The organism is Gulosibacter sediminis (assembly GCF_014904065.1).
In the GTDB taxonomy this organism is placed as follows: Bacteria; Actinomycetota; Actinomycetes; order Actinomycetales; family Microbacteriaceae; genus Gulosibacter; species Gulosibacter sediminis.
The window spans coordinates 93,785-118,882 of the sequence record NZ_JACXJG010000006.1 but is presented as its reverse complement, the minus strand read 5'-3'; the positions used below and the strand labels follow the sequence as shown (position 1 = coordinate 118,882).

Genomic DNA, 25,098 nt, shown 5'->3' with positions numbered 1-25,098 from the left:
ACCGGCAAGATGCTCGTGCGCATCGACCCGGAGGCCTAAGCGCTAGTCGAGCGCCTCCTGCAACTGCTCGGCCGAGAACACCGAGTCGTCGCCGAACCAGTCGCTGACGGCCGCGTCCCAAGTGCCATCCTCGTAGGTGCTCGCGAGCCAGGCGTTCACGGTCGCCGCGAACTCGGCATCGTCGAGCGGCAGCATGTAGGCGAGGGTGGCGTCGGTGAATGGCTCATCGGCGTTAACCTCGCAGAGCTCGGGATGCTCGTGCGCCGCCCAGACGACCTCGGGCGCGTCGGTGATCATGACATCGGCGTCGCCCGCCACGATCTGGTCGAAGATCGTGTTGTTGTCGTCGTAGCGCACGATGTCGGCCTCGGGCGCGTTCTCGTCGGCGAACGCCTCGTTCGTGCCGCCCACGGGGGTGATGAGCGTGGTGTCGGGCTGGTTCACCTCCTCGAGCTCGTCGAACTCGTCCTCGCGCCCGCACATCGTGATCGCGGCCTTGCCGCCGACGATGACGGGGTCGCTGAAGGCCACCTGCTCGGCGCGCTCGTCGGTGACGGAAATGCCGCCGACCGCGATGTCGCACGAGCTCAGGAAGGTCGACATCAGGTCAGACCACGAGGTCTTGACCCACTCCAGCTCGACGCCGAGGTCATCGGCGAGGTCTTCCATGAGCGCGACATCGATGCCCGTGCGCTCGTCGGTGTCGGGGTCGTCGTAGCTGAACGGCCGGTAGTCGCCGGTGTAGCAGGCCTGCAGCACGCCGTCGTCGAGGGCAGCCGACTCGGCCGTAGCCGGGGCGGTGGTGCCCGCATCCGGGGCGGCCGCGTCCGTCGAGGCGGCATCGCCGCCGGACTGGCAGCCGGTGAGCGCGAGCGCCGCGATTGCGACCGGCACGAGGTACAAACGTGGCTTCTTCATGCGTGTCTCCTTCGTCACGTAGTGCCGCCGACCCTAGCAATCGACACTTGTCGGCCCGGATGCGCCGCCTCCGCCGAGCGCGAACGGCCACCCCGCGTTTGGGCGCGGCTGCGAGGCTGGAGCCATGAAGCTGCTCCTGCTCGGTGGCACCGCCTGGCTCGGCCACGCGGTTGCCGAAGCCGCCCTCCGCGACGGCCACGACGTCACCTGCCTTGCCCGCGGCAGCGCGCCAGCGCCGGACGGTGCCCGATTCGTGCGTGCGAACCGCATCGACAGCGACGCCTTAAGAGCAGTGCGCGACGAACACTGGGATGCGGTGGTCGATCTCGCACGCGAGCCCAGACCGGTGCGCCGCGCGGTGCGCGACCTCGAGCCCGTGGCAGCGAAGTACGTCTTCGTCTCGAGCGTCAGCGCCTATGCGAGCCATACCACGATCGGCGCTGACGAGTCGAGCAAGCTACTCCCGGCCCTCGACGCCGACGAGATGGCGAGCGTGGAGCAGTACGGCGAGGCAAAGTCGGCGTGTGAACGGGCCGTATTCGACGCCTTCGGCGAGCAGCGCGCCGCGATCGTGCGCCCCGGGCTCATCGGCGGTCCCGGCGACCCGACGGGCCGCACGAGCTATTGGGTGCGCCGTTTCGCCGCGCCGTCAAACGAGCGCGCCCGGGTGCTCGCGCCCGACACCCCGGAACTCCCGACCGCCGTCATCGACGTGCGTGACCTCGCCGACTTCATCGTGGCGCTCGCGACCGGCGGCGCGACCGGCGCTTTCAACGCGCAGGGTGACGCGCATCCGTTGCCAGCGCACCTCGATGTGGCTCGGGAGATCGCCTGCAGTTCGGCGCAGGTCGTGCCCGCGCCCGAGGCATGGCTCACCGAGCGTGAGGTTGCGCAGTGGATGGGCCCGCGCTCGCTGCCGCTGTGGATCGCCGACCGCGATTGGTATGGCATGAACGCCCGCTCCACCGACCGCGCCCGCGCGGCCGGGCTCACCCTGCGCCCGCTTGCCGACACGCTCCGCGACTCCCTCCACCACGAACTCGAGCACGACATTCCGAACCCCCACGGAGCGGGCCTGACCGACGCTGAGGAGCGCGAGCTGCTCGCCGACTTCGCGAACGCCGAGCGGTGACGCGCATCGCCATCAACGGCCACGACCTGTCCGAGGAGGTCGAGGGCGACGGCTCGCTCGAATCGATGCGCCCGCAGCAGACCGGGCTCGCCGCGACCCACCGCGTGCACGCCTACGAGGGGGACGCCGTGGACCACTTCGGTGCCGCCGTATCGCAGGACGGGATTGTGGGCGTGCAGCGAGTGGGGGTCTGACCTGACTCGATGTCGTGGGGAAGGCGGCAGGGATTCTAGGTAAGCGTTGCCTAGGTGAAAGTTTTTGCGTCAGCTGTCGCGCATCGTGCAAAACTAGTCGCATGCGAGAGGCACAGGCAGCGATCATCGAAGCACTCGACGTGAAAGCGCAGATCGACCCCGGCGCGGAGGTCGAGGCGCGCGTCGCCTTCTTGCACGACTACGCCGTCGCCACCGGCAGCCATGGCTTCGTGCTCGGCATCTCGGGCGGCCAGGATTCGAGCCTCGCCGGCCGCCTCGCGCAGCTCGCAGTAGAGCGGCTGCGCGCCGGGGGCCACGACGCACGGTTCACCGCCGTGCGCCTGCCGTACGGCGTGCAGGCCGATGAAGCGGATGCGCAGCTCGCGCTCGAGTTCATCCAGGCCGACGACGCGGTGACGTTTAACATCAAGCCCGCGGTTGACGGCCTTGACCAGGGCTCCGAGGGCCTTACCTTCGCCGACTTCACCCGCGGCAACTCGAAGGCGCGCACCCGCATGGTCGCGCAGTACGCGATCGCCGCCGAGCGTCGCGCGCTCGTCATTGGCACCGACCACGCCGCTGAGGCCGTCACCGGCTTCTTCACGAAGTTTGGCGACGGCGCCTGCGACCTCACTCCGCTCACCGGTCTCACGAAGGGGCAGGGGCGACAGCTGCTCGAGCACCTCGGCGCGCCCGAGCGCCTCTATCTCAAGCAGCCCACGGCCGACCTCCTCGACGGCACGCCCGGTCGCGCCGATGAAGACGAACTCGGCCTCAGCTACGCCGACATCGACACCTACCTCACCGGCGGCGNGGTGGCCGACGAAGTCGCCGAGAAACTCGAGGGCTACTTCACCCGCACGCGTCACAAGCGCACCGTGCCGGTGACGCCCTTCGATACCTGGTGGCGCTAGCCCCGGCTACATGCGGCGCAGTGCGTCGAACGCCTCGTCAACGTCGTCGAACATGCCGAGGTCGAAGAAACCGCGCCGGTCGGCGGTCATGCGCATGACCGCGACCTCGTCGCCGCGTTGCTCGAGGTAGCCGACGATGGCGCCGGTGGGCTGCGAGACGCGCCAGCGCGTCTCGGTGAGTTGGTGGATGCGCAGGCCTGCGCGTTCGCGGATGAGGTCGGTGGTTCGGGGCAGGAGGGTGATGGTCATCGTGATTCCTTCCGCAAAGGCGCCTGTGGCGCCGCGTGCTGCGTGCTCGCACGCTAAGCCGAGCCTCCGACACGGCGTCGAACCCGCCGCACTTGGCGGCCGCGCAGCAACGGCGCCTAGCATTGACGCATGACTACGACGTACGTTCTTGCGGGTGGATGCTTCTGGTGCCTCGATGCGGTGTACCGCAACGTCAAGGGTGTTGACGACGTCATCTCCGGTTACATCGGTGGCACGGTCGAGCACCCGAACTACGAGCTCGTCTGCACCGGCAGCACCGGCCATGCCGAGGCGGTCAAGGTGGTGTTCGACGAGTCGGTGATTCCCGGCGACGTCATCCTCGATATGTTCTTCACGCTGCACGACCCGCGCCAGCTCAACCGGCAGGGCAACGACATCGGCACGCAGTACCGCTCAGCGATGTTCCCGAGTGACGAAGACCAGTGGGAGCTCTTCGAGGCCGCCGTCGAGCGGGCGAATGAGATGTGGGGCGGCGGTGTCGTCACCTCGCTCGAGGACGCCGATGTGTTCTACGACGCCGAGGACTACCACCAGGACTTCTTCGCGAAGAACCCGGGCCAGGGCTACTGTCTCGCGGTCGCCGTGCCCAAGGTGAACAAGGTGCGCGCCGGCTTTACGGAGTGGATGAAGTAGGCCGCGCCGCCTCGGCCTCGCGCACGACGACCTCGAGCGCATCGCGCACGGCCGAGATCGCGGGGTGCCCCCGACTCGCCTCCCGCGCCGCCGTGAACAGCGTGCGCTTTGGCGCGCCCTCGATCTCGAGCAGGCGCACCCGCGGCGTCGAGATGTGCACGAGCGACGGCAGCAGCGCGACGGCGTTGCCAGTTTCGATGAGCCGCACGTGTGCCTGGAGATCGGCGGTCTCGAACCGCACATCCGGCTCGAACCCCGCGATCCGACACGCCTGCTCGGCCCAGTGCCGGGTGGCGGCGTCCTGCGGCTCCATCACCCAGGGCAGTCCGGCCGCGTCGGCGATCGACTCGACCGCATCAAACTCGGCGACGCCGCTGCCGCGCGGCGGCACGGCGAGCTGGATGCGGTCGGTCGTCAGCGGCATGCGGTCGAGCCCAGGGATGTGCCGGGTCGCGTGATGCGGGTACTGCTCGGCGACGACGAGGTCGAAGCTGCGGGCCCAGGTCTCGCTCAGCGCCGCGCCGGGCTCGTACTGCACGAGCTCGACGCGCAGGTGCGGCGCTGTCTCGCGCAGGTGGCGGAGCGCCGCGGGAAAGAGCGCGAGCACCGCGGTCTGAAACGAGGCGACGCGAATCGTGCCGGTGATCTCGTCGCCAGCGGAGTGGAGCATCGCTTCGGCGCGCTCGAGGCCGTTAAGCAGGCCCTCCACCTCGCGCACGAGCGACTCGCCCGCGGCCGTGAACTCGAGCCGCCGGCCCGACTTGCGCAGCAGCGGCACACCGGCCTCGCGTTCGAGCAGCGCGAGCTGCTGCGAGACTGCCGACGGTGTGTAGCGGAGTGCNTCGGCGACGGCCGCGACGGTGCCGCGGGTGCTGAGCTCCCAGAGCAGGCGCAGGCGCTTCATCTCGAGCAAGGTCGACTCCAGTCAAATACGGTAGAAAAACTGCACCGTAATCGGTACAAGTCGTTACTCTACGTCAAGGTTTCTCGGCGGCACACTTGAGTCAATCCCGGCGACCGCGGGCCAAAGATGGTTTGACGCGGTGCCCCATTCATCGAGCCGTGCTCGATCTGTCGGAAGGCCGATTGTGCTGTCGCACCCCAACGTGACCCGTGAAGTTCGCCCGCAAGACCTCGCTGACGAGGTGGTCGCCCTCGTGCGGCGCTGGCTCGATGAATCGGAGAATCAGCCCGTCGACGCCGCGGCCGAGCGACTCGCGGGTGTGCTTCGCGACGAAAATGGCCTCGACTTCACCGTCGGCTTCGTCGACGGCGTCGTGCGCCCCGAAGACCTTTCGGCGGCCGCCGCCAACCTCGCCAAGCTCACGCCGATCACCCCGAAGTTCCTCGCTGCACCCCTGCGCGGCGCCATCGGGCTCGGCGGCGCGGCCGGCAAGGTGCTGCCCGGCGTGGTCGTGCCGATCGCGCGCACGGTGCTGCGCCAAATGGTTCGCCACCTCATCATCGACGCAACCGACGAGAAGCTCGGCCCCGCCATCGCGAAGATCAAGCGCGACGACGTCCGCCTCAACATCAACCTGCTTGGCGAGGCCATCCTCGGCGACAACGAGGCCCAGCGCCGCCTCGAGGGTACCCACCGACTGCTCGACCGCGACGACGTCGACTACGTGTCGATCAAGGTGTCGGCGACCGTCGCGCCGCACAACCACTGGTCGTTCGACGAAGCCGTCGACCACATCGAATCGCAGCTCGTGCCGTTGTTCGCAAAGGCCGCTGCCGCGACGCCGCGGAAGTTCATCAACCTCGACATGGAGGAGTACAAGGACCTCGACCTGACCATGGCGGTGTTCATGCGCATCCTCGACCGCCCGGAGTTCCGCAACCTCGAGGCTGGCATCGTGTTGCAGGCCTACCTGCCCGATGCGCTCGGCGCAATGATGCGGCTGCAGGAGTGGTCCGCCGAGCGCGTCGCGCTCGGCGGGGCGCCGGTCAAAGTGCGTGTCGTCAAGGGCGCGAACCTGCCGATGGAGCACGTCGATGCGATGGTCCACGGCTGGCCGCAGGCCACCTGGTCGACGAAGCGCGGCAGCGACACGAGCTACAAGGCCGTGCTCGACTACGCACTGCGACCCGAACACGTGCGGCACGTGCGCGTCGGCGTCGCCGGCCACAACCTCTTCGACGTCGCGCTCGCCTGGCTGCTCGCGAAGGCGCGCGGCGCCGAGACGGGCGTTGAGTTCGAGATGCTGCTCGGCATGGCGACCGGGCAGGCCGAGGTCATCAAGCGCGAGGTCGGTTCGCTGCTGCTCTACACGCCGGTGGTGCACCCGAACGAGTTCGACGTCGCCATCGCCTACCTCATTCGCCGACTCGAAGAGGGCGCGAGCCACGAGAACTTCATGTCAGCAGTGTTCGAGCTGCACGACTCGCCCACGCTGTTCGACCGCGAACGCGGTCGCTTCCTNCGCCTCGCTCGCCGAGCTCGACACGATCACCGGTGACGGCTCGGAGGAGCACTACGCGGTGCCGCTGCCGAACCGGCGCCAGGACCGCCGTGAGTTCGACGAGGCAGGCCTTGAGGCGCGCGTCGCCGAGTGGACGACCGGCGGCATCGACGGCTTCCACAACACCCCCGACACCGACCCCGACCTGCCAGGCAACCGCGCGTGGGGCCGCGGCATCGCCGAGCGAATGGTCGCGTCGCAGCTCGGTGTCGAGCTCGTCGGCAGCTCGCGCATCGCCGATGAGGCTGCACTCGACGAGGTCATCGCCCGCGGCGTCGACGCCCAGCAGGCCTGGCAAGACCTTGGCGTCGAGGGGCGCACGCGCATCCTCCACCGCGCCGGCGAACGTCTTGAGGCCCGTCGCGCGGAGCTGCTCGAAGTGATGGGCTCGGAGTGCGGCAAGACGCTCGACCAGGGCGACCCCGAGGTGAGCGAGGCGATCGACTTCGCCCACTACTACGCGAGCCTCGGGCAGGCGCTCGAGCAGGTCGACGGCGCGAACTACGCGCCGAAGCGCCTCATTGCCGTGATTCCGCCGTGGAACTTCCCGACCGCGATCCCGGCCGGCGGCACCCTCGCGGCGCTCGCGGCGGGCGCATCCGTCATCTTCAAGCCGGCCTCGGCGGCGGCGCGCACCGGTGCCGTCATGGTCGAGGCGCTCTGGGAGGCCGGCGTGCCCCGCGAGGTGCTGCAGTACGTGCAGTTCGCCGACCGCGGTCTCTCGTCGAAGCTTGTCGCCGACGAGCGCGTCGATCGCGTGATTCTCACCGGCGCCTACGAGACTGCGGTGCAGATGCGCGAGCTGCGCCCCGCGCTGCCGATCCTCGCCGAGACGAGCGGCAAGAACGCGATCATCGTCACCCCGCACGCCGACCTCGACCTCGCGGTGAAGGACGTCGTGAACTCGGCCTTCGGCCACGCCGGCCAGAAGTGCTCGGCCGCTTCGCTCATCGTACTCGTCGGCTCGGTTGCGAAGTCGAAGCGCTTCCGCCGCCAGCTGCTCGACGCGGTGAGCTCGCTCAAGGTCGGCACCCCCGACCACCTCGAGAGCCAGATGGGCCCGATCATCGCGGCGCCGAGCGGCAAGCTGCTGCGCGGCCTCACGACCCTCGGCGAGGGCGAGTCGTGGCTCGTCGAGCCGAAGCCGGTCGAGAACGCGGGCCCGCTCGCGAGCGACGCCGAGGGCAACGTCAAGCTCTGGACCCCGGGCGTGCGCGAGGGCGTGCGCCGCGGCTCCGAGTATCACCTCACCGAGTACTTCGGGCCGATCCTCGGCATCATGACCGCTGACACGATCGACGAGGCGATCGACATCGTCAACGAGATCGACTACGGCCTCACGTCAGGCCTGCACTCGCTCGACCGCGGTGACCTCGCGACCTGGCTCGAGCGCACCGAGGCCGGCAACCTCTACATCAACCGCGGCATCACCGGCGCGATCGTGCGCCGCCAGTCGTTCGGTGGCTGGAAGAAGTCGGCGATCGGCCCCGGCACGAAGGCCGGCGGCCCGAACTACCTGCACGCGCTCGGCGAGTGGGCGGATGCGCCGGTGACGGCCGCGCCCGCGGCACCCCGCCCGCGCGTCGCCGAACTGCTCGCCGCGGCGGAACGCGCCGGCGTCGCGGGCAGCGACCTTGACTGGCTGCGCGACGCCGCGAGCTCCGACGCCCACGCGTGGAACGACGAGTTCGGCATCGCCCGCGACGCGTCGCAGCTCGGCNGCGCAACCTGCTGCGCTACCGCCCCGTGCCCGTCACGGTGCGCATCGCGGCCGACGCCGAGCTGCGCGACGCCGTGCGCGTGCTCGCGGCCGCGCTCGCCGCCGAGTCGACGCCGACCGTGTCGACCGCTACCGCGCTGCCCGCCGAAATGGCCGAGCAGCTGCGCGGCCTCGGGGCGACCGTCGTGGTCGAGGACGACGACATCTGGCGTGGCCGGGTCACCCGCCTTGCCGGGCAGGAGGGGCCGCACGCCGGGGCGCGCATCCGCCTCGTCGCGGGCGCCTCGCACGCCGCCGAACGTGCCGCGATCACCGAGGCGAGCGCCGGCAAGCCCGACATCGCCGTGTACTTCGGTGACGTCGTGCGTGCCGGGCGGGTCGAAATGCTGCCACACTTGCGTGAGCAGGCGGTCTCCATCACCGCCCATCGATTTGGCACACCGAACCATCTGTCGGAGGGGCTCATTTAGCATCCGACGGCCTATCGTCCGACTATCCAGGCCGCGCCGCGGCCGCCCAATAGAGAGAGAAAGGTGACAACGGTGTCTGACCAGGTGTATCTCTACATCGCACTCGGAATCTATTTCGCCGCCATGCTGCTGATCGGCTACCTCGCGTTCCGCCGCACCAGCGACCACGAGGACTACATGCTCGGAGGGCGGGGCCTGCCCCCGTGGGTGGCGGCGCTGAGCGCCGGCGCCTCCGACATGTCGGGCTGGCTCATCATGGGCCTGCCCGGCGCGATCTTCGTGAGCGGCCTGCTCGAAAGCTGGATCGCGATCGGCCTGCTCATCGGCTCGTACCTCAACTGGCGCCTCGTCGCACCGCGACTGCGCGCCTACACCGAGGTCTCGCGCAACTCGATCACGATCCCTAGCTTCTTCGAAAACCGCACGCGCGACCGTTCGCGGCTGCTGCGCACGGTCTCGAGCATCATCATCCTCGTGTTCTTCACGCTCTACGCGTCGAGCGGCATGGTTGCCGGCGGCAAGTTCTTCGAGTCGGCGTTTGGTGGTGACTACGCGCTCGGCATGATCCTCGTCGTGGTGGTCACGCTCGCGTACACGCTGTTCGGTGGCTTCCTCGGCGCCTCGATGACCGACGTCGTGCAGGGCCTCATGATGGTCATCGCGCTCATCGTCGTGCCGATCGTCGCGCTGTTCACGATCGGTAACTTCCAAGAGACGACGACGCTCATTACCGAGAACAACCCGGTCGCGCTCTCGCTGTTTGGCGACGGCTCGCTCTCGACGTTCGCGGTCGTGATGTTCATCCTCTCGGGCCTCGCGTGGGGTCTCGGCTACTTCGGCCAGCCGCACATCATCGTGCGCTTCATGGCGCTGCGCTCGCCACAGGAGGCGGCTTCGGCCCGCCGCATCGGCACGAGCTGGCAGTTCCTCTCGCTCTTGGGCGCCGTGGTGAGCGGTCTCGTCGGTATCGCGTACTTCGCGAAGTTCGGCGACGGCCCCTCCGACCCCGAGACGGTCGTGCTGCTGCTCTCGCAGGTNCTGCTGCACCCGCTCGTCGCGGGCCTCGTGCTCGCTGCCGTGCTCGCGGCCATCATGAGCACCCTGTCGAGCCAGCTCATCGTCTGCTCGTCGGCGCTGGTTGAAGACACCTACCGTGCCCTGAAGAAGACTCCGCCGAGCCAGAAGAGCCTGCTCTGGCTGGGTCGCGCCGGCGTGCTCGTCGTCGCGATCATCGCGGGCATTCTCGCGATCAGCCCGAACGACTCGATCCTCGGCCTCGTGAGCTTCGCGTGGGCCGGCTTCGGCGCCGCCTTCGGCCCGATCGTGCTGCTCAGCCTCTACTGGCGCAAGCTCACGAACTGGGGCGCCCTCGCGGGCATGATCGTCGGCGCGGTCGCGGTGTTCGTCTACAAGGCGATCGACTCGGCGCTCGGCATCGGCCTCTACGAGCTGCTGCCCGCGTTCATCCTCGCGCTTGCTGCGGCGATGATTGTCAGCCTCGTCGCGCCGAAGCCGAACGAGGAGATCGAGCGCGAGTTCACCGAGACCGGCGCGATCGTCGCGATTCGCGACCGCAAGGAGGCCGCGGATGCGGCTGCCGCGCGGGTCGAGGCACGTCGCGTCGCGGCCGAGGAATCCAGCGGCCAGTAGGCACCTCGCACCTTCGCGGTGCGCACTCGGTTAGTCGATCGGCAGCCGGGCGCGCACCGCGAAGCCGTTTTCCGGTTCGGGGCCGGCGGCGAAGGTGCCGCCGAGCGCCTCGGTGCGGCCGCGCAGCCCCGCGAGACCGAGGCCGGCACCGGGGCTGGGCTGCACCGGCCGCGTCTCGTCGGCCGGCCCGTTCGCCACCTCGACCTCGAGGGCGTCGGATGCGCGGCGCACCTCCACGCGGATCCTCGCGCCGTGCGCGTGGCGCAGCGCGTTGCTGATGCCCTCCTGCACGATGCGATACGCGGCGAGCGCGACCGTGGCCGGAATCTCACGCGCGGCCGCATCGCCCAGCCCATCGACGAACTCGACCTCGGCGCCGCTCGCGCGCGACGCGGCGATGAGTTGGGGGAGCTCGGCGAGCGTCGGCTGCGGGGCGAGCTCGGCGTCGCCGTCGCCGCGCAGCAGGCGCAGCAGGCCGCGCATCTCGCCGAGGGCGCGGCGCGACGAGTCGGCGATGGTGTCGAACTCGTCGACGACCTCGGGGGCGAGGTCGGGCAGCCGGTACTTCGCGGTCGTGGCCTGCACGCTCGTCACCGAGAGGCTGTGCGCGACGACATCATGGAGCTCCTGCGCGATGCGGTTGCGCTCCTCGAGCTCGGCGCGCTTGCGCTGCTCCTGCGCCGTGAGCGCGCGCACCTGCTCGATCTCGCCGCGGCTCGAGCGCAGCGTGCGCGCCACCGCCGCGAGCACGGCCACGCCCGCGCCGATCGACGCGAAGGTCGTGAAGTTTGCCAGCGCGCCGCCGGTGCCGCCGCCCGTGCCGATCAGCGCGCCGGCGAGGCTCGCACCCCCAAGCACCGCCCACGTGAGCACCGCGAGATACCAGCGGTGCCGCAGCCCGACGATCGCGATGACGAGCGCCCCCGCGACGATGCCGGTCGCCGGCACGGGCCACGGCAGGCCGGGCGCCGGGGCCGACGCGAGCGCCGTGGCAAACAGGCCAGTCGCGGCGACGACCGTCGCGGTGACGGGCAGCCGCACGGCGAGCACGACGGCACCCGCGGTCGCGAGCGCGAGCGCCCCGGCGAGGGCGGCGTGCACGCCGTAGATCGCCGCGAGCACCGGCCAGGTCACGGCGAGCAGCGTGACGGCCGCGATGCCGCCGAGCAGCCACGACCAGTCGACCCGGCCGAGCACGAACTTCGTGACGTGCGCATCCAACCAGGCGAGGCCACGCAGCACCGCGGGCAGCGTCACGAGAAAGACGATGCCGAGCACAAGGTTGACGACGATGTCGAAGAGGTTGCCGTCGAACCAGGCCGCAAGCTGCGCGTCGGGGAAAACGAGACCAAACAGCTCGGCCAGGCTGCCGCCGCCCTCCGGCAACGACCAGCTCCACACCCAATAGGTGAGGCCGCCGACCGCGACGAGCGGCCAGCAGAACGCGAGCAGGCCTGTCGTGAAGCGCAGCGGCATCGTCACGAGCAGCTCGAACACGAGGTCGCGCCACGCGCCGGGTCGGCGCAGCTCGCGCAGCAGCCCGCCGAATCCTGGCTCCCGCGGCGGCGCCTCGAGTTCGGGCACCTCGAGCCCCCACGCCCGCACGCGGTCGCGCGAGCGGTTGGCGAACCAGGTTGCGAGGCGCAGCGTGATTGGCAGCAGGGCCGCGCCGACCCAAATGATGAACGTGCCGATCGAGAGCGAGAACAGCGTGATCAGCGAGGTGAACGACGCGAGGGCAAAGACGGGGCCGGGCAATAGGTAGGCGAAGTCGCGGCGCAGGGTGGCGGCGTAGTGCTGACGCGATTGCATGAGAGTCCTTTTCGTCGGCGGCGGGTCGTGCGTGTCGTGCCCCGGCAACGTACGGGCGAGTCCACCGCGTCCACGTCACTGTACGGAGTGATCGCGACCACTACCTTTGGGGGAGCCCGCGCCAGCCGCGGCCGACCTACGCTGGGGAGCATGCAGCAGAACCCGGCCGAATCCCGCATCCGCGTGCTCATTGTCGACGATCAAGCCATGGTGCGGCAGGGCTTCGGGGCGCTGCTCGACGCACAGAGCGACATGACCGTCGTCGGCAGCGCGGGCGACGGCANGAGGCGGCCGCGCTCGTGCGCCGCACGCAGCCCGACGTCGTGCTCATGGACATCCGCATGCCGAACATGAACGGCCTCGAGGCGACCCGGCAGATCCTCGCCATGCCGGGCGAGCAGCATCCGCGCGTGATCGTTCTCACGACCTTCGACGCCGACGAGTACGTGTTCGAGGCGATCCGCGCGGGCGCGAGCGGCTTTCTGCTCAAGGATGCGACGGCGGATTCGCTCGTCGAGGCCGTGCGCATCGTCGCGGGCGGCGACGCGCTGCTCGCGCCCGCGATCACGCAGAAGCTCATCGCCGACTACGCGGCCCGACCCGCCGCGCCTCGCGACTCGGCGCGGTTGAACGACCTCACCGACCGCGAGCTCGAGGTCATGCAGCGCATCGCGCGCGGCATGTCGAACGCCGAGGTCGCGGGCGACCTGTTCCTCGGCGAGCAGACGGTGAAGACCCACGTTTCGCGCGTGCTGCAGAAACTCGGCCTGCGCGATCGCACGCAGCTCGTCGTCGCCGCCTACGAGTCGGGCCTCGTGCGGGTGGGCGACGCCCCCGACTCGACCCAAAGGTAGGGTCCTAGGCCACCCGAACGGGTGGCGCGCGCCCCGCGACCGCGGCCATACGTTCCTCGCACATCGAGACGAGGAGCACCCCATGACCGTCATCACGACGAAGCCCAGCCCACCCCGAGCCAGCCACCGAGACGGCGCGATCGACCTGCTGCGCGGCGCGAGCCTCATCGCCGTGGTCACGCTGCACTCGCTCATGGTCGGCGCCGAGATCGCGGCGAACGGCGAGCTGCGCACGAGCGTCGCGCTCGTCGGCGAGTCATTCTTCGTGCCGATCACGTGGGTCACGCAGATGATGCCGCTCTTCTTCATCGCCGGCGGCTTCGCCTCGCTCAGCCAGTGGCGGCGGATGCGCGAGCGCGGCGAGGGCTGGCGGGCGTACGTCGCGGGCCGCTCGCGTCGGCTCGTCGTGCCCGCCGCCGTGATGATCGCCGTTGTCGGCGTTGCGATCACGTTCGCGGGCGAGCTCGGGCTCGCGCCCGAGCTCGTGGCGGAGGCGAGCCTGCGCGCCGGGCAGCCCCTCTGGTTCCTCGCCGTCTACCTCGGCGTCACCGCGCTCGTGCCGGTGACGAGCTGGCTGCACGAACACCACCGCGCGGCGACGCTCGTCGCGCTCGCCGGCGCGGTCGTCGCGATCGACGCGCTCGCGGCGGCGACGGGGATGCCCGGGATCGGGTACGCAAACCTCGCGTTCGTCTGGTTGTTCGTGCATCAGCTCGGCTACCTGCTGCTCGATGGCCGGGTCGGCTCGGGCGTGCGGGGGAGCGTCGCGCTGCCCGTCGCCGCGTTGATCGGCGTGCTGCTCTGCGTCGCGACCGGCTCGTCGGCCGACATGTACGAGAACCTCAACCCGCCGAATGTCGTGCTCGCACTCTATGGGGTGATGTCGTTCGGGCTTGTGCGGCTCGGCAAGCCGTGGCTCGACCGCGTCGCGGCCCGGCCCGGCGTCACCCGAGTCTCGGACGCGCTCGGTCCTCGTTCGATGACGATCTATCTCTGGCACATGCCGGTCATGCTCACGCTCGTGGGCGTCGGCTTCGCCCTCGGCGCGCCGATGCCCGGGGTGCACTCGCTCGCGTGGTGGCTCACGCGCCTGCCGTGGCTCGCGCTGGTCGCGCTGCTCGTGTTCCCGCTCTCAACTCGGCTCGCGCCGCTCGAGCGCTGGACGCCCCGGCTCGCGCTTCCTGCCTCACGCCTCGGCGACCGCGCGCTCGCGACGCTCAGCGTCACGGCCGGCATCGTCGGCATCGGCACCGTGCTCGTGCTCGGATTCGCGCAGCCCGTCGTGGTCGTCGCGGCGCTCGGCCTGCTCGCGCTGAGCATCGCGGGCGCCAACCGACTCACCTCGCCGAAACCCGCAGGTCGCGTTCAGCCGGCCCCGCAACCGGGCGAGCTGTGGATGCGCGGCTTTCCACAGCGCGACGGCCGGTAACTGCGGTGGCTGGCGCGGCCCCGCAAGCTGTGGGGGCGTCCCGGCGCGGAACCACCACCTCGCACGGCACCTCCGCGCCGGGCCGCGCACACTCTCGAACGAAGGAGCATCATGACCGACCACATCACCCTCACCGGCACCATCGGCACCGAACCCGAGCTCCGCAAGGTCGGCGCCGGCAACTCGATCGACCGGCTCACCTTCCGTCTCGCGAGCTCCGAGCGCCGCCAGAACCGCGACGGCGAGTGGGAGGACGTGCACACGAACTGGTACTCAGTCACTGCCTTCGGCAAGCTCGCGAACAACGCCAGTGAGGTGCTCGACAAGGGTCAGCGCGTCATCCTCACTGGAAAGCAGCGCGTGACGACCTTCGAGCGCTCCGACGGCTCGACCGGCAACGGCATCGAAGTCATTGCCTCGCACATCGGTCGCGACCTCGCCTATGCGCAGCGGCCGAAGCCGCAGCAGATCGAGACCCCCTCGGCGAGCGAGCCCGAGTCTGTAACGGCGCCGCCTGCGTGGGCAGGTCTTACCGACGCGGTGGTCGAGCCGACGTTCTGAGCGCGTAGCGGCGCTGCATTCTTGCTGGCCGGGCTGGAGGCAGGCCAAGTTTGGTGGCAGTTACCTCCGCAACCCGCGCGAGGCGACACCGCCAACAGAAAGTACGCGCCACCACCATGTCCGACACGACGCTGACGTCCACTCCAGACCAACTGCTGAAGCGGTGGCAGGACGCACCACGACCTGCCACCGACGCCCGCAAGCGTGACCACATCGGCGCCGCACCCCACGCTGAGGTCGCATTTTTGCAGCGCGAGGGCCTGGTCACCGTGCTCGGTCGGCAGGAGCATGATGCTGTGAAGCCGCCGTGCGCATCGGGGCGGGCAAGCTGCGCATCATCGAGGATGGACTCGACATTTACTGGCGCAACCTCCGCGCCCACAGTCGACCTGCTCCAGCTGGGCCGAGCAGTCAGCGGCTCAACGGAGGGACCGGCCATGCCGCTCCAGTAGTGTGGGTTCGTCATGGCCGCCTCCCGGCCATCGCCTCCAGAGAGTCGTTGAAAGGATGCGAGTGCGCACGTCTCGGACGCCCGGCCTGTTCCGCCTGCTTGTGACCGCGGTGGCAGCGATCGCCCTCCTCGCGGGTTGTGCCGGCAACGCCGACCCCGAACCCAATGAGACGCAGGCGACGCAGACCGCCGAGCCAACGTTTGACCCGAACGGGGGAGCCGAGGCGAACAAGGCCTTCTTCGATGCGACGCTGAAGGGCATGCTCGCCGACAACGACAAGGCGAGCTCGCACGATTTCGTCGATACCCTCGTCGACGCGGGCTTCGACAAGTCACAGATGGAGGTCACGTTCGACAAGACCACCATCGACCTCGACGCTGACTACATCATCGTGTCGGTCAAGATGCCCGACGACCAGTGCCTCATCGGGCAGCGCGGCAGCAAGGGGTACGCCTCGATGGTTGCCGAGCCCATGAGCACTGGCAAGTGCCTCATCGGTAAGACCCAAGACATCGACTGGTAAGTAGACTGGAACATATGGCCGAGTACATCTATCAAATGGTCCGCGCTCGCAAGAAGGTGGGCGATAAGCTCATCCTCGACGACGTGACCATGTCCTTCATCCCCGGCGCCAAGATCGGCATGGTTGGTCCCAATGGTGCCGGTAAGTCCACCATCCTCAAGATCATGGCCGGTCTCGATGAGCCCTCGAACGGCGATGCGAAGCTCACGCCGGGCTTCACCGTCGGCATCCTGCTGCAGGAGCCGCCGCTGAATGAGGAGAAGACCGTCCGCGAGAACGTCGAGGAGGGTGTCGGCGCCATCAAGGCGAAGCTCGACCGTTTCAACGAGATCTCGGCCGAGATGGCAAACCCCGACGCCGACTTCGACGCGCTCATGGAAGAAATGGGCTCCCTGCAGACCGAGATCGACGCGGCCGACGCGTGGGACCTCGACAACCAGCTCGAGCAGGCGATGGATGCGTTGCGCTGCCCGCCCGCCGACGAGCCCGTCACGAACCTGTCGGGTGGTGAGCGTCGCCGCGTCGCGCTGTGCAAGCTCCTGCTTGAGAAGCCCGACCTGCTGCTCCTCGACGAGCCCACCAACCACCTCGATGCCGAGAGCGTGCTCTGGCTCGAGCAGCACCTGCAGAAGTACCCCGGCGCAGTCATCGCCGTAACGCACGACCGGTACTTCCTCGACCACGTCGCCCAGTGGATCGCCGAGGTAGACCGCGGTCGCCTCTACCCCTACGAGGGCAACTACTCGACTTACCTTGAGCAGAAGCAGGCCCGCTTGCAGGTGCAGGGCAAGAAGGATGCGAAGCTCGCGAAGCGTCTCGCCGAAGAGCTCGAGTGGGTTCGCTCGAACTCGAAGGGTCGCCAGGCGAAGTCGAAGGCGCGTCTCGCGCGCTACGAAGAGATGGCTGCCGAGGCCGAGCGCACCCGCAAACTCGACTTCGAAGAGATCCAGATTCCGCCGGGGCCGCGCCTCGGCAGCATCATCATCGAGGCGAAAGACCTGAAGAAGGGCTTCGGCGACCGAGTGCTCTTCGACAACCTCTCGTTCTCGCTGCCGCGCAACGGCATCGTCGGCATCATCGGCCCGAACGGTGTCGGTAAGTCGACGCTGTTCAAGACGATTGTCGGCTTCGAACCCCTCGACAGCGNCCTCAAGGTCGGCGAGACCGTCAAGATCTCGTACGTCGACCAGGGCCGCTCGGGCATCGACTCCGAGAAGTCGGTCTGGGAGGTCGTCTCCGACGGCCTTGACTACATCCAGGTCGGCCAGGTCGAGATTCCCTCGCGCGCCTACGTTTCGTCGTTCGGCTTCAAGGGTCCTGACCAGCAGAAGAAGGCGGGCGTGCTCTCGGGTGGTGAGCGCAACCGCCTCAACCTCGCGCTCACGCTGAAGCAGGGAGGCAACCTGCTGCTGCTTGACGAGCCGACGAACGACCTCGACGTCGAGACCCTCTCGAGCCTCGAGAACGCGCTGCTCGAGTTCCCCGGCTGCGCTGTGGTCATCACCCACGACCGGTGGTTCCTCGACCGGGTCGCGACGCACATCCTCGCCTACGAGGGCACGGAAGAGAACCCATCGAACTGGTACTGGTTCGAGGGGAACTTCGAGGGCTATGAGGCGAACAAGGTCGAGCGGCTCGGCCCCGAGGCGGCCAAGCCGTCGCGGGTGACCTACCGCAAGCTCACGCGCGACTAATGTCGAGCGGCGCACAGTGCTGGTCGAGCGGCGACGTCGACGGCGAGCGTCGCTACCACGTGCCGATTCCGGTGCGCTGGCGCGACCTCGACGGCTACGGTCACGTCAACAACGCGACCATGTTCACGCTGCTCGAAGAGGCCCGCGTGCAGGCGTTCTGGGTGGTTCCGCCGGAAAGTGGCGAACCACCCAGGCCGCTTGGCGTCGTCAACGCCGGCGCGGATGCCGACACGAACACGCTCATCGCCGCGCAGTCGATCGAGTACCGCGCGCCGATTCCGCAACTGCATCGTCCCCTCGACATCGCGCTGTGGATCAGTGAGATCGGCGCGGCCTCGGCCGAGGTGTCGTACGAGGTGTGGAGCCCCGTGGGCGACGCCGAGCGCACGCTCTTCACCGTTGCGCGCAGCACGATCGTGTTCATTGACGCCGCGAGCGGTCGCCCACGTCGGCTGACCGACGCCGAACGCGCCGCCTGGCAGCCGTACGTCGGCCCCCGGGTCGAAATGCGCGCCGACAAGAAGCTGCGCGCATGACCGCGACCCTGCAACTCGGCAATCCCATCGCCCGCGCCGACCTCGCGACCTATCTCGGCCGCGCCGGCCGCATCGAGGACTCGGGCGTGCGCATCCAACAGGTCGCCGAATCCGGCATCGCGCTCTGGGTGCCGGTGCTGCGGCCCGCGGGCATCCTCACCAACTCGCCGCTCGTCATCGGCGTGCGCGCGCTGAGCGCACGGGTGACCGACGCCGACGAGTCCGACCGGCTCGACGGCTACTTCGACGCCGTCGTGCCGCTGCGGGGCATGCTCGACCGCCTCGCCCGCGAACCCGAGACCGACGCCGAGGCCCGCAGCATCCCGCTCCCGCCCGAGCGGCTGCACGAGGCCTGGACCGGTACCCGACCGCCGCTCGGCGGCTGGCACCGCGTCACGACCATCGACGCCGGTGTGCTCACTCGTGTCGCGGATGCGGGCATCGCCGAAATCACGCAGGCAACCGGCAACGAACTCGGCCAGCTGCTCGCCGAGCGGGTGCGCACCGATGTGTGGACGCGCATGCTGCCCGACGACGTGATCGCGAGCGACATCGCCGATCAGGATGCTCCTGATCGGCTTCCGCCTGCGGGCGCGGCCTTCGCGGCACACGCTCTGGGGTTTCTTCGCACCGGAGAAACTGGGACACTTTCGACGGCACCGGGCTGGTGGCGCCTCGGCTTCGCCGCGGGCCAAGTGCTGGTGCGGCGCAGAAATTACGCCAGCGCGCAGTAAGCTGCAAAGGCTAGGGACGATAACCGAGAGGATCCACACCTTGACCACAATGCACGCCACCATCGAGACGCTCAAGAACGATGTGCTCGCCCGCAACGCCGGTGAGCCGGAGTTCCATCAGGCAGTGGTCGAGGTCCTCGACTCACTCGCCCCGGTGCTCGAGACGCACCCGGAGTACCTCGATCAGGACGTCATTCGCCGCCTTTGCGAGCCCGAGCGTCAGGTGATTTTCCGTGTGCCGTGGATCGACTCGAAGGGCAACGTCAACATCAACCGCGGGTACCGCGTCGAGTTCAACTCGGCCCTCGGCCCGTACAAGGGTGGGCTGCGCTTCCACCCGACGGTCAACCTCGGCATCGTGAAGTTCCTCGGCTTCGAGCAGACCTTCAAGAACTCGCTCACGGGACTGCCCATCGGCGGAGGTAAGGGTGGCAGCGACTTCGACCCGCACGGCCGCAGCGACCGCGACATCATGGCGTTCTGCCAGTCGTTCATGACCGAGCTCTACCGCCACATCGGTGAGTACACCGACGTGCCCGCGGGCGACATCGGCGTCGGCACGCGCGAGATCGGCTACATGTTCGGCCAGTACAAGCGCATCACCAACCGTTTCGAGTCGGGCGTGCTCACGGGCAAGGGCCTCTCGTGGGGCGGCTCGCTCGTGCGCCCCGAGGCGACCGGCTACGGTACCATCTTCTTCGCTCGCGAGATGCTCGCGACCCAGGGCGAAGATTTCGACGGCAAGCGCGTCTCGGTCTCAGGCTCGGGCAATGTCGCGATCTACGCGATCGAGAAGGCGCAGGAGCTCGGCGCGGTCGTCGTGACCGCCTCGGACTCGAAGGGCTCGATCTACGACCCCGACGGCATCGACCTCGACCTGCTCAAGCAGATCAAGCTCAAAGAGCGCGGCCGCATCAGCGAGTACGCCGACCGCCGCAGCAACCGCGTTGAGTTCCACGAGAACCGCAACGACGTGTGGCAGGTACCCGTCGACGTCGCGCTGCCCTGCGCCACACAGAACGAGCTCGACGTGCACGCCGCGCAGACGCTGATCAACAACGGCCTCAGGGTCGTCGCCGAGGGCGCGAACATGCCGCTCACCGCCGACGCCGCCTCGCTCATGCGCGAGACCGAAGGCGTGCTGTTCGGCCCGGCGAAGGCCGTGAACGCCGGTGGCGTCGCCACGAGCGCGCTCGAGATGCAGCAGAATGCCTCGCGCGACCGCTGGACCTTCGACTACACCGAGACGCGCCTCGAAGAGATTATGGTCGACGTGCACGAGACCTGCCGTGCGACCGCGCAGGAGTACGGCGCCCCGAGCGACTACGTGCTCGGCGCGAACATCGCCGGTGTCACCAAGGTCGTCGACGCGATGATCGCGCAGGGCCTCGTCTAGGCCGATTCGCCCCTGCCCGCCAGCCGGGTAGGATGAACGAGAACGACAGGGGAGCGCCGAGCGGCGCTGAGAGTGCCACACTGGCAGACCCTCGAACCTGATCCGGCTAGTACCGGCGAAGGAAGTCGAGTTCTCTCCATCCGGGCGCTGTGTCGCGCGCGGATGCCCTCCATGCGAATGGAGGACTGAATGCTACGTCGATCATCTACCCGACTTGCCTCAACCGCCGCCCTCGTGGCGACCGGGCTGCTACTGAGCGGGTGCACGCTTGTCGGCGGTGCTGGGGGAAACGAGCCGAGCTCGTCCGCCCCGGGCACCGTCACGATGCTCACGCACGACTCGTTCAACGTGAGCGACGAGCTCATCGCCGAGTTCGAATCGGCGACCGGCTATGACCTCGTCATCACCTCGCCCGGCGACGCCGGCGTCGTGACGAGCCAGCTGTTGCTCGCGGGTGATGCCCCGGGCGTCGACGGCGTATACGGCCTCGACAACTACTCAGCGCAGACCGTGGTCGACGCCGACGTGCTCGCGCCGTACACCTCGCCGAGCCTGCCCGCATCCGCCGACGACCTGGTGCTCAGCGACCAGCTCACGCCGATCGACCAGGGCCAGGTGTGCGTCAACATCGACCACGATTGGTTCGAACACAACGGCGTCGACGAGCCGACGACGCTCGACGACCTCGCCACCGACGAGTACGCGCCGCTGCTCGCCGTGACGAACCCGCTCACCTCGTCGCCCGGCCTCGCGTTCCTCGTCGCGACCATCGCCGAGTACGGCGACGGCTGGCAGGACTACTGGCAGCAACTGCTCGACGGCGGCGCCAAGGTCGAGGGCAGCTGGTCGGACGTCTACTACGTCGATTTCTCGGGAGCCGAGGGCGCGGGCGAGTTCCCGCTCGTGCTGAGCTATTCGTCGTCGCCGGCCGAATCGGGCGGCACCACGGGCGTGCTCGAGGCGAGCTGCACGACCCAGGTCGAGTACGCCGGCGTCACGAAGGGCGCCGAGAACCCGACCGGCGCGCAGGCATTCATCGACTTCATGCTGAGCACGGAGTTCCAGCAAGCACTGCCCGAGTCGATGTACATGTACCCGGTCGACGACGCCGTCGAGCTGCCGAGCGAGTGGGCCAAGCACGCGAGCCTCGTCGATGAGCCACTCGACCTCGACGCGGCTGAGGTCGCGAGCAACCGCGACACCTGGCTGGAGGAGTGGAACACACTGTATGAGGCGAGCTAGCTGGGTCGCGGGCGCCGCAGTTCTCGCGTTCCTCGCCGTCTTCTTCGGTTGGCCCGTGGCCAGCATGTTGTGGCGAGGCATTTCGAGCGACTCCGGCATCGACCTCACCGGCTACGGTGAGGTGCTTACCAGCGCTCGCACCTGGCAGCTGCTCGCGAACACGATCGGCCTCGCCCTCGCCGCCGCGCTCGGCGCGGTGGTGCTGGGCGTGCCGACCGCGAGCATCCTCTACCGCCGGCGCGTGCCCGGCGGCGCGCTGCTGCGCGGCCTCATCACCGTGCCGTTCGTGCTCCCCACCGTGGTGGTCGGTGTCGCCTTCCGGGCGCTGCTTGGGTCGACCGGCCCCCTCGGTTGGCTCGGGCTCGACGGCACGACATTCTCGGTCGTGCTCGCGCTCGTCTTCTTTAATGTCGCGGTCGTTGCCCGGCAGGTGGGGAGTTTCTGGCGCGGCCTCGACCCGCGTCTCGCCGAGGCGGCGCGCACCCTTGGCGCGTCGCCAACGCGCGCGTTCCTCACCGTCACGCTGCCGCAGCTCGTGCCGGCGATCGTCGCCTCGGCGTGTCTCGTGCTGCTGTTCTGCTCGACCGCGTTCGGCATCGTGCTGACGCTCGGCACGCCCGCGCCGGGTACGCTCGAGACCGAGATTTACACCCAGACCACGGTGTTCCTCGACCTGCGTACCGCGGCGGTGCTTTCGACCCTGCAACTGCTCATCGTCGTCGCGACCTTGGTCGTCTCGGCCCGGCTGAACCGCCGCACCGAGTCGCGCCTCAAGCTTCGCGACAACCCCGAGCTGCCGCTGCGCCGCGAGGACGTCCCCGCCGCCGTGATCGCCGCATTCACGGTGTTCGGTCTCGAGCTGCTGCCGCTCGCGACCCTGCTCATCCGCTCGGTGCGCGTCGACGGCGCCTGGAGCCTTCACAACTACGCGGCGCTCTCGAGCAGCGGCGACGGCTTCTCTGGGGGAGTGACCGTGCTCGCCGCGCTACAGCACTCGCTGCAGGCGGCGGTCGACGCCACCTGGATCTCGCTGCTCTTCGGCATTCCCCTCGCGCTGCTGTTGTCACGGCGCGTGCGTGGGGTCGCGGCCGCCGGCCAGCGCGTGCTCGACCTCGCGATCATGCTGCCGCTCGGCGTCTCGGCGGTGACCCTCGGCTTCGGCTACGTGGTCTCGCTCCAGGCCGTCGCTCCGCAGCTCGCGCACTCCGGCACGCTCGTGCCGCTCGCGCAGGCGGTTGTCGCCCTGCCGCTCGTCGTGCGCTCACTCGTGCCCGCGATGCGCGCCATCGACCCGCGACTGCGTGACGCTGCAGCGACCCTCGGCGCGACGCCCTGGCGCATCCTGCGCACCGTCGACGGACCCGTGCTCGCGCGGGCGCTCGGCATCGGGGCGGGCTTCGCGTTCGCCACCTCGCTTGGCGAGTTCGGGGCCACGAGCTTCCTCGCCTCGCCCGAGCGCGCGACCCTGCCCATCCTCATCGCTCGCCTGCTCGGCCGACCCGGCGGCGACAACTACGGCATGGCGCTCGCGGCGTCGGTGCTCCTGGCCGTCATCTGCGGCACCATGATGCTGCTCAGCGAATACCTGCGCCCACGCTCGGCCCGAACCACGATCGGAGGTGCCTGGTGACCGAACCGGCACTCGAACTGCGCGGCGTGACCGTGCGCTACCCCGACGGCAGCACGCCCGTGCGCGACATCGACCTCACGGTTGCCGACGGCGAGGTCGTCGCGCTGCTCGGCGCATCCGGCCTCGGCAAGTCGTCGCTCCTCCGTGGCATCGCGGGTCTCGAGCGGGTCAGCGCGGGCGAGGTGCGGATGCGCGGCGAACTCGTGAACGAATTGCCCACCCACCAGCGTGGTTGCGGCTTCGTGTTTCAGGACGGCCAGCTGTTTCCCTACCGCACCGTCGCGAAGAACCTCGCCTACGGGCTCGAGGTCGCGGGCATGCCGAAGGCGCAGCGCCGCGCGCGCGTCGCGGAAATGCTCGAGCTCGTCGATCTACCCGGCTACGAGGAGCGCGCCGTGCAGACGCTCTCGGGCGGGCAGGCGCAACGCGTCGCCCTCGCGCGGTCGCTCGCGGTGACGCCCCGACTCTTGCTGCTCGACGAACCGCTGTCGGCACTCGACACCGAGCTGCGCGGGCGGCTTGCGGTTGACCTCCGCGACATTCTCAAATCGACGGGCACCGCCGCGATCTACGTCACGCACGACCGCCAAGAGGCGACGACGATTGCGGATCGCGTGGTCGATCTCGCAGCACTAGCGCCGCAGCCACCCCGCCAAGCGCGCCCGTGAGGTGGCCCTGCCACGAGACGCCCGCACCGGCTGCGAAGATGCCGGCGAGCATGGCGCTGCCGTAGAGCAGCGCCACGACCACCGCGACGACGCCGAAGAGCAGGCGGTGACGCATCTCGCGCACGACGAAAACTCGGGTAATTAGGTAGGCGAAGTAGCCGAACACGAGCCCGGATGCGCCGACCGTGATGGTGCCGGGCGCTGAGAGGAATAGGGGCCCCAGTGCGCCGACCACCGCGACGATGAGCGTCACGAGCCAGAAGCGCCCCGCACCCTCAAACGCCACGAGCATGCCGAGCACGAGGAAGGGCACGGAGTTGCCGATGAGGTGATTCCACTCGCTATGGAGCAGCGGCGCGAGCACGATGCCGGGGAGCGAGGAATAATCCCATGCCCGAAGGCCGAAGCGTTCCCACTGACCTGGGAAGATCCGGTCAAAGATCTCGACGAGCCACATCACGGCAAGCATGAAGGCCGGATGGAAAACGGCTGGCCAGCGGCGAGGTGTGGAATCGACGGGGGACAGCTCGTGCACGCGCATGCAGCCAGTCAAACAGAATGCGTTTTTGCATCGGTTCAGGTGTTGCTAGTGTCTAGGGGTGCAATCGAGGCGAGTAGTGGTGACAGCGTTGTCGGCGCTGGTTGCTGTGTGCCTCACTGGCTGCGCCCCGACGCTGTCGACTACCTCGAGTCAATGGAGCGCGGCCGACAGCCAGGGCGAGACGATGGCGACCGAGACGATCTCGATCGCGGCGCTCCACTGCGACGTCCCGATGAACTGGGAGGACGTGAGCCGTTCGGACGCGACCGAGGTGTATCCCGTCGCCTACTCGAGCACCGACAAGGGTGGCGAGACTTCGACGCTGCGGTTCTCGTCCGACTATCACGACGCGACGACCGTCGCCGAGGCGGTCTCACAGGTGAGTGCGCCCGACGAGGACGCCGAGACCGAGCACGGCATCACCGGCTCGACGATGCAGCCCGGCCAGCCATATCCGGGCGCGGTGACCGCTCGCACCGCCGAGCACTCCTTCGTGACCGAGGCCGGCACCGAGATGGTCAGGCACTGGTGGTTCCTCCAGGACGAGAAGACCGGCACCATCTACGCCGTCGAATTTACCGGCGCGGACACCGACGACAGCGTGGCGCTGATTGAGACGATCGACTCATCGATTCGCCTCGGCGACGCCTAACACACACA

21 protein-coding genes, 2 pseudogenes and 1 riboswitch are annotated in these 25,098 nt (G+C 68.9%); of the genes and pseudogenes, 18 read left to right on the top strand and 5 right to left on the bottom strand.

Annotation, left to right across the window (positions count from 1 at the left end; translation table 11 throughout):
* Positions 1 to 42 precede the first annotated feature (42 nt).
* Positions 43 to 918 carry a transporter substrate-binding domain-containing protein gene (locus ID132_RS03950; RefSeq protein ID WP_193127901.1) on the bottom strand — a complete coding sequence of 292 codons (876 nt, stop codon included), beginning with the start codon at positions 916 to 918 and terminating at the stop codon, positions 43 to 45.
* 124 nt (positions 919 to 1,042) lie between these two features.
* Here ID132_RS03950 and ID132_RS03945 point away from each other — a divergent pair, with 124 nt between their 5' ends.
* From ID132_RS03945 to nadE, 3 genes are all read left to right on the top strand, one after another.
* Positions 1,043 to 2,050, top strand: coding sequence for an NAD-dependent epimerase/dehydratase family protein (locus ID132_RS03945; RefSeq protein WP_193127900.1), 1,008 nt, complete (start codon positions 1,043 to 1,045; stop codon positions 2,048 to 2,050).
* Positions 2,047 to 2,244 carry a hypothetical protein gene (locus tag ID132_RS03940; RefSeq protein WP_193127899.1) on the top strand — a complete coding sequence of 66 codons (198 nt, stop codon included), beginning with the start codon at positions 2,047 to 2,049 and terminating at the stop codon, positions 2,242 to 2,244. Before ID132_RS03945 ends, ID132_RS03940 begins: the two co-directional genes overlap by 4 nt.
* 101 nt (positions 2,245 to 2,345) lie before the next feature.
* On the top strand, positions 2,346 to 3,158 hold the full coding sequence (nadE, locus tag ID132_RS03935; RefSeq protein WP_193127898.1) for an ammonia-dependent NAD(+) synthetase: 813 nt from the start codon (positions 2,346 to 2,348) through the stop codon (positions 3,156 to 3,158).
* A 6-nt stretch (positions 3,159 to 3,164) separates the two neighbouring features.
* Here nadE and ID132_RS03930 read toward each other — a convergent pair whose 3' ends face one another.
* Positions 3,165 to 3,407: a hypothetical protein gene (locus ID132_RS03930; protein WP_125106499.1), complete on the bottom strand. Its 243-nt coding sequence runs from the start codon at positions 3,405 to 3,407 to the stop codon at positions 3,165 to 3,167.
* Between the two features lie 129 nt (positions 3,408 to 3,536).
* Here ID132_RS03930 and msrA point away from each other — a divergent pair, with 129 nt between their 5' ends.
* Positions 3,537 to 4,061, top strand: coding sequence for a peptide-methionine (S)-S-oxide reductase MsrA (gene msrA / locus ID132_RS03925; protein WP_125106498.1), 525 nt, complete (start codon positions 3,537 to 3,539; stop codon positions 4,059 to 4,061).
* On the opposite strand, the gene ID132_RS03920 is transcribed toward msrA, so the two are convergent.
* Entirely contained in the window at positions 4,042 to 4,974 is a 933-nt protein-coding gene (locus tag ID132_RS03920) for a LysR family transcriptional regulator (RefSeq protein ID WP_193127897.1), read from the bottom strand. The genes msrA and ID132_RS03920 overlap by 20 nt on opposite strands.
* Positions 4,975 to 5,149: 175 nt before the next feature.
* Between ID132_RS03920 and ID132_RS03915 the strand changes: the two are divergent.
* Together ID132_RS03915 and putP are read left to right on the top strand one after the other, a co-directional pair.
* Positions 5,150 to 8,716 (top strand): annotated as a pseudogene (locus ID132_RS03915) (bifunctional proline dehydrogenase/L-glutamate gamma-semialdehyde dehydrogenase).
* Between the two features lie 72 nt (positions 8,717 to 8,788).
* Positions 8,789 to 10,366: a sodium/proline symporter PutP gene (gene putP / locus ID132_RS03910; RefSeq protein ID WP_193127896.1), complete on the top strand. Its 1,578-nt coding sequence runs from the start codon at positions 8,789 to 8,791 to the stop codon at positions 10,364 to 10,366.
* A 30-nt stretch (positions 10,367 to 10,396) separates the two neighbouring features.
* On the opposite strand, the gene ID132_RS03905 is transcribed toward putP, so the two are convergent.
* Complete coding sequence (locus ID132_RS03905) at positions 10,397 to 12,178, bottom strand: sensor histidine kinase (RefSeq protein WP_193127895.1); 1,782 nt, start codon at positions 12,176 to 12,178, stop codon at positions 10,397 to 10,399.
* A gap of 150 nt (positions 12,179 to 12,328) precedes the next feature.
* Between ID132_RS03905 and ID132_RS03900 the strand changes: the two are divergent.
* The 11 genes and pseudogenes from ID132_RS03900 (at position 12,329) to ID132_RS03850 (ending at position 23,897) form a co-directional block, all read left to right on the top strand.
* A pseudogene (locus tag ID132_RS03900) lies at positions 12,329 to 13,032 on the top strand (response regulator).
* Between the two features lie 82 nt (positions 13,033 to 13,114).
* A complete protein-coding gene (locus ID132_RS03895) occupies positions 13,115 to 14,461 on the top strand; it encodes an acyltransferase family protein (RefSeq protein WP_193127894.1) in 1,347 nt (448 codons plus the stop codon).
* Positions 14,462 to 14,572: 111 nt separating this feature from the next.
* Positions 14,573 to 15,022 carry a single-stranded DNA-binding protein gene (locus tag ID132_RS03890; protein ID WP_125106494.1) on the top strand — a complete coding sequence of 150 codons (450 nt, stop codon included), beginning with the start codon at positions 14,573 to 14,575 and terminating at the stop codon, positions 15,020 to 15,022.
* A 513-nt stretch (positions 15,023 to 15,535) separates the two neighbouring features.
* Complete coding sequence (locus tag ID132_RS03885; RefSeq protein WP_125106493.1) at positions 15,536 to 15,997, top strand: DUF6993 domain-containing protein; 462 nt, start codon at positions 15,536 to 15,538, stop codon at positions 15,995 to 15,997.
* A gap of 14 nt (positions 15,998 to 16,011) precedes the next feature.
* Positions 16,012 to 17,691 carry an energy-dependent translational throttle protein EttA gene (gene ettA / locus ID132_RS03880; protein ID WP_193127893.1) on the top strand — a complete coding sequence of 560 codons (1,680 nt, stop codon included), beginning with the start codon at positions 16,012 to 16,014 and terminating at the stop codon, positions 17,689 to 17,691.
* Positions 17,691 to 18,227, top strand: coding sequence for an acyl-CoA thioesterase (locus ID132_RS03875; RefSeq protein ID WP_193127892.1), 537 nt, complete (start codon positions 17,691 to 17,693; stop codon positions 18,225 to 18,227). Before ettA ends, ID132_RS03875 begins: the two co-directional genes overlap by 1 nt.
* Positions 18,224 to 18,961: a hypothetical protein gene (locus tag ID132_RS03870; RefSeq protein ID WP_193127891.1), complete on the top strand. Its 738-nt coding sequence runs from the start codon at positions 18,224 to 18,226 to the stop codon at positions 18,959 to 18,961. Before ID132_RS03875 ends, ID132_RS03870 begins: the two co-directional genes overlap by 4 nt.
* Before the next feature lie 49 nt (positions 18,962 to 19,010).
* Complete coding sequence (gdhA, locus tag ID132_RS03865; RefSeq protein ID WP_193127905.1) at positions 19,011 to 20,357, top strand: NADP-specific glutamate dehydrogenase; 1,347 nt, start codon at positions 19,011 to 19,013, stop codon at positions 20,355 to 20,357.
* 37 nt (positions 20,358 to 20,394) lie between these two features.
* A riboswitch (TPP riboswitch) is annotated at positions 20,395 to 20,498 on the top strand.
* Positions 20,499 to 20,681: 183 nt separating this feature from the next.
* Entirely contained in the window at positions 20,682 to 21,599 is a 918-nt protein-coding gene (locus ID132_RS03860) for a thiamine ABC transporter substrate-binding protein (protein WP_235988282.1), read from the top strand.
* A complete protein-coding gene (locus ID132_RS03855) occupies positions 21,586 to 23,229 on the top strand; it encodes an ABC transporter permease (RefSeq protein WP_125106488.1) in 1,644 nt (547 codons plus the stop codon). The genes ID132_RS03860 and ID132_RS03855 overlap by 14 nt, the downstream gene beginning before the upstream one ends.
* Entirely contained in the window at positions 23,226 to 23,897 is a 672-nt protein-coding gene (locus ID132_RS03850) for an ABC transporter ATP-binding protein (protein WP_241209105.1), read from the top strand. Before ID132_RS03855 ends, ID132_RS03850 begins: the two co-directional genes overlap by 4 nt.
* On the opposite strand, the gene ID132_RS03845 is transcribed toward ID132_RS03850, so the two are convergent.
* The gene (locus tag ID132_RS03845; RefSeq protein ID WP_235988281.1) at positions 23,803 to 24,366 is read right to left on the bottom strand and encodes a rhomboid family intramembrane serine protease; all 564 of its coding nucleotides are present in this window, start codon (positions 24,364 to 24,366) and stop codon (positions 23,803 to 23,805) included. The two genes, ID132_RS03850 and ID132_RS03845, sit on opposite strands and share 95 nt — an antisense overlap.
* Positions 24,367 to 24,514: 148 nt before the next feature.
* On the opposite strand from ID132_RS03845, the gene ID132_RS03840 reads away from it, so the two are divergent.
* On the top strand, positions 24,515 to 25,090 hold the full coding sequence (locus tag ID132_RS03840) for a hypothetical protein (RefSeq protein WP_125106485.1): 576 nt from the start codon (positions 24,515 to 24,517) through the stop codon (positions 25,088 to 25,090).
* Positions 25,091 to 25,098 lie beyond the last annotated feature (8 nt).